This window comes from uncultured Gimesia sp., from assembly GCF_937919775.1.
In the GTDB taxonomy this organism is placed as follows: Bacteria; Planctomycetota; Planctomycetia; order Planctomycetales; family Planctomycetaceae; genus Gimesia.
In genome coordinates this window covers 1-5276 of sequence record NZ_CALFPF010000003.1, presented here as the reverse complement: position 1 = coordinate 5276, position 5276 = coordinate 1, and the positions used below count along the sequence as shown (strand labels likewise).

Annotated in this window: 3 protein-coding genes; 2 read left to right on the top strand and 1 reads right to left on the bottom strand. The window is 49.2% G+C overall.

All coding sequences use genetic code 11. The features are described 5' to 3' along the window. Positions 1–1498: DUF1549 domain-containing protein (locus Q0294_RS00040; protein ID WP_299459348.1), on the bottom strand; the 1498-nt coding region annotated here is incomplete at its 3' end. Positions 1499–1737: 239 nt separating this feature from the next. Here Q0294_RS00040 and Q0294_RS00035 point away from each other — a divergent pair. Further along, positions 1738–3093, top strand: a complete 1356-nt coding sequence (locus Q0294_RS00035; protein ID WP_299459346.1) for a DUF4013 domain-containing protein — start codon at positions 1738–1740, stop codon at positions 3091–3093. A 399-nt stretch (positions 3094–3492) separates the two neighbouring features. Further along, positions 3493–5276: elongation factor G (locus Q0294_RS00030; protein WP_299459344.1), on the top strand; the 1784-nt coding region annotated here is incomplete at its 3' end.

Genomic DNA, 5276 nt, shown 5'->3' with positions numbered 1-5276 from the left:
TCAGGCAAACCAGGAAACAGGTTTCAATTCGTTTTTCATCCGAAATGTCAAATCGCGCGATGCGTCCGACGGAGTTCAGCGGGGAGGCGCTGCCGTTATCCTTGGCGAATTCGCCATTCATTCTGAGTAACGCCTGGGGAATCGTGCCGGGAAAATCATTGAGTTCGTCACTTCCCAGGTCGCCATATTCATTCACAAAATTGATTTCCGAGAAATACCGGCGCCCTCTCATGATGAGGTTGGAGTTCTGGTCAATTGTTTTTAACGATGAAGCCTGCAGCATCGAACCGATGATCTGTTCGGGGCGTAAGCGAACCAGGGGGAACAAAGCCCAGTCGCCGGTCGCATGTTCAATTTGCTCGGGTTCATCGTTTGCCGCTGTGGAAGACAGATGAAACGGTTTTGAAGCCACAATAATTTGAATCATCCGTTTGATATCATATCCGTTTTCACGAAAGTCCTGACCGAGAATATCGAGCAGATCGGGCGCAGACTGAGAGAGGTCCGTGGGTGCAGGCAGATCGTCAACGGGGTTGATGTAGGGGACTCCAAATAACAGTCCCCAGATGCGATTCGCCGAGGCCCGTTCAAATCTTCGATTTTGAGGATGCGTAACCCACGCAGCCAGCTTCTCGCGCAAGGTACCCTCTTGAGGCAGGCACTCGTTCAGAAAGGGAACCTGCGGAGAAACGGTGCGTTTTTTCAGAGTTTCACGATCTTCTACTTCGTAGGCCAGTTTCTTATTTGACCGCACGCCGAGTACCTGGATTTCAACCTGCCCGTAAAAGGCGGTGAGACCTTCAAAGTCGGCCTGTTTCCAATGGTCAAACGGATGGTCATGGCATTGGGCGCAATCAATCCGTTGCCCGAGAAATGCGCGCACCGTACTTCCGGTCAACTTAGTGCGATCGAGATTTCCGTCTGCGACCGCTTGTGTAATATAATTTGTTTCTGGATCACCGGTCCAAAGTCCTTCCCCCGAGATCAGCTTTCTGACCAGTTCATCGTAAGGCGTATTGGCCTGAATCTGTTCGCTCAACCAGGCTTTGAACCGGTCGCGGCGGAAAATTACAAACTGACCCTGAGAAACTCCGACATATGCCCGCGTCAATCGTTCGGAGAAATAGTCTGCGAAGCGGCGGTCTTCCAGAAGTTTCTGAGTCCAGCGTTCCAGACGATTATTCCCCTGCATATTTTCGAACTCACGGATTTCCTCCAGTGAAGGGATTGTGCCATGCAGAGCCAGCGAAAGTCTTCTGAGCAAGAGAAAGTCATCAGCAATTTCAGACGGAGCGGTTTCTTTTTCCGACCATTGCTTTTCAAAAAACTGATCAACCTGTTCGACCGTTTTAGTGAAAGAAGTTCCTTCTGTCAGAGCAGGGGCTTTGAGGGAACTATTAACGGGGCTGCTGGAAGCCCAGGCAACCAACGAAACGACCAGACCGACAACACAGAAGGGCAGGCAGGCAATTTTCCAGTTGTGAGAGCTTCGCTTCATGAAATGGTCTCTGAATAAATGTGAACGCACTCCCATTGAGCGACAGCAGAAATCTCTCGCTCATTCAGTTAATCATACCAGATTGGTAATTCGAAAGTTTCAGTGAATTCTTGAAACTCAGGACTTTTTTCTGAGTACCATTAAAAGAGAGGCAGGCAAGTCTTCCCGTTTGCTGCTCGATACATCGGATAATTTCTGCTATAAGTTGGACTTACCTAATTGCAGGTGATACTTTGAAAATGCATGCTGATTCCGGGAAAGCCTTACAGTTACGATCAATGGCCCGAAATTCTGAGAATCGGTCGGAGCTGCCTGTGAATGAAAACACGATGCCAGAGAATGATTCTAATGGTGCACATACGGGGAGTTCTGAGACTGCATGTGAAGTGAGGGACTTTGTTTCGGATGAAGTCGATTCGGAGTCAGTCACCTCTGAGATTGCTCAGTTTTATCCCGATGAAGTTGTGGGAAATATTCCTCCGTTTCCCCATCTACTGCGTCATCCCATAAAAGCTGCGTTCTGGATGGGGCGCATGCTGTTTGGCATTGCGTGTCTGGTTTTCTTTCTGGCACTGATCGCCGCGGTCCCCATTGTCAACTTTATTGCTTTGGGCTATCTGCTGGATGTCGAGGGGCGCGTAGCGCGAACCGGAAAGATCCGTCTGGCGTTTCCTTTGCTGGATATCGCACCGCGTCTGGGAACGATCGTCATTGGTGTGGCGCTGTGGCTCATTCCCTTGTTTTTATTAGCGGGAGCAGCCGCCGACGCCCGGTTGATTGAACCGGGAGGCCAGAGCGATCAGACGCTGCATCTGCTGACATTGCTTGCCTCGATTGCGATTTCGATTCATCTCTGTCTGTCTTTAGCACGCGGGGGCACGTTTTTCTGTTTTGTTCGCCCCTTCAAAAATGCAATCTGGTTGTTCAAACAGATTCGATCCGGTGGTTACTTTGAACGGGCCGCGCTAAATGTCAGTTCGTTTTTCGATTCACTCAAACTGGGCAGAAATTTTTCCCTGGGTCTGCGCGGTTTCCTGGGAGCGTTTTTGTGGCTGGTGATTCCGTCCCTGATGTTTGCGGCGGCCAGCTCGCCGGGGGGAGGTCAGGGAGGTCCGGTCGCAGTCACTCTACTGGGCGGATTCACTCTTGTGATTGTCCTCGGCTGGCTGCCTCTGTTGCAGGCCCATTTTGCCGCTGAGAATCGTTTTTCTGCGATGTTTGAACTGCGCACCATCAGACGTAAATTCAAACGTGCTCCCTTGGCGTGGATGTTATCGTTAATTTTAGTTTATGTTCTCTCGCTGCCTCTCTATCTGTTTAAGGTGGCTGCCTTGCCACGAGACGCCGTTTGGGGAATTACGCTGATTTTTGTCGCAACCATTTATCCGACCAAACTGTTATTGGGTTGGGTTTATTATCGTGCTTCCACCCGCACCAAAAATGCCTGGTTTGGTTGGCGCTGGTTAAGTCGTACGATCATCTTTCCGCTGTTAGCCGTTTATGTTTTCATTCTGTTCTTTACACAGTTTATCGGAATTCATGGCAGTGGTGTGTTGCTGGAGCACCATTTATTTTTATTGCCGATTCCTTTCTGAACTTCCTGGCCTCAGCCTTTAAGCCTCGTGGTTTTCCTGCTTTGTGGAAAATGCGCCTTCCATTCTGCCGTCTGATCTCAATTGCCCATTTTAAACCAGACGTGTTTATTTCCCAGGGTAAGTCTGTTTTTCAAAAAAACTTTTCGCCTTTTGAAAATCAGCAAGATAAGATTTTAATAGACGCAGAAGAGGATAAAATGAAAGTGTGCTCGGCACACGTTCGCATTCTATCGCAGAATTGATCCGGTTTTCTTCGAGAAATCCGGTTTAAGGATATGCGGGGAAAAAGTTCTTTTTTCTCGCACACACGTTCGCATCATTTCCTGGCTAAGCGTGTTGCCTTTAACGGAACGGAGGACAATTGCGCTTGCCATTCTTTTTGAAAAGGCAGGACGAGCGATGAACGAATACAAGGTAAACGACGTTAGGAATGTGGCATTGGTCGGCCACGGGGCTGTTGGCAAAACAACTGTAGCCGATCTGATGCTTTTTCAAACTGGTGCCTCTACCCGTCTGGGGTCTGTAGATGATGGCACGAGTCTGCTGGATACCGATGAGGAAGAAATTGATCATCGGATTTCTATCGCGTCCACTCTGATTCATTTCGATTATGGTGGCCACCATATCAATCTGATTGACACTCCTGGTTATCCTGATTTTATCGGGCAGGTCTCCGGCGCTTTGCGGGCCGTCGAGACGGCTTTGATTCTGCTGAACGCCGGTCATGGCGTTGAAATCAATGCCTTACGGGTTTCTAAAATGTCTCAGGAAGCCGGCATTGCCCGGATGATCGTACTCAATAAATGCGACGCTGAGAATATTGACTATGAATCCCTCATGGATTCCATTCGTGAAACATTTGGCGCTCACTGCATCCCCATTAATCTGCCGGTGGGACTGGGAGCCGATTTCAAAGCCGTGCATAGCCTTGTGAAAAAATCGAATGCACCGGAAGCGGTGATCGGAGACCCTGAAGCGACGCGCCAGGCATTGATTGAGGCCATCGTAGAATCCAATGAAGCCATACTGGAACGATTCTTTGAAGGAGAAGAAATCAGTGCTCAGGAATTGTCTGCGAATATTCCGAAAGCAATGGCCGCAGGAACTTTGATTCCCGTATTATTCATGAGCGCCAAAACCGGTGTCGGCGTGGCGGAATTCATGGATGCAATGTCGAACTATACGTTATGCCCGCAGGATATCCAGCGCATGGAACAGACCCGGGATGGGCGTGCCGTCATGCTGGATCCCTCGCCTGATCAACCGTTTGTCGCACAAGTCATTAAAACCCGTATCGATCCTTTCATTTCTAAAATGAGTTATTTAAGAGTCTTTTCCGGCAAGTTGAGCAGAGATTCCTCCGTCGTCAACGTGCGCACCGGAAAACCGGTCAGATTCAATCAGTTGCTTGATGTGCAGGGCGGAAAACAGGAACCCGTGGACGAAGTTTCGGTAGGAGATATCTTCGCTGTTTCGAAAGCCGACGACTTGAAGCTGGGAGATACCATCACCGCAGACGCGAACGGGGATGGACTCTCGCTGCCTGAAATCATATTTCCGCATCCCGTTGTGGGTCTGGCGGTCGAGCCGAAAAGTCAGAATGATCAGCAGAAGATCTCCGGTGCGCTCCATAAAATTGAAGAAGAAGACCAGACATTCCATGTGATTCACGACGATGAAACGCATGAAATGGTGATGCAGGGCATGAGCGAGCTGCATTTGAAAATCATTCAGGAACGACTCCTGCATCGTGATAAAGTGGAAGTCATCACTCATCTGCCCAAAGTGCCGTATCGAGAAACGATTATGGCAACGGCGGAAGGCAGCTACCGTCACAAAAAGCAATCGGGCGGAGCAGGGCAGTTTGCTGAAGTACATCTCAGACTCTCTCCCATGCCGCACGATGTGAAGCCCGAAGAATACTTCATAAAAGAAAACTTTGATCATCTCAGGTCTTATCACTATGACCCTGAATTCAACTTTGCTTTTGTCGATCGGATTTCGGGAGGCTCGATTCCCAATCAATTTATTCCTGCTGTCGAAAAGGGCGTACAGGAACGCTTGAAACAGGGTGTGATTACGGGCTGTCAGATCCAGGATCTGGTTTGCGAAGTCTACTTTGGCAAAGACCATCCGGTGGACAGTAATGAGACGGCCTTTAAAATTGCCGGCAGTAAATGTTT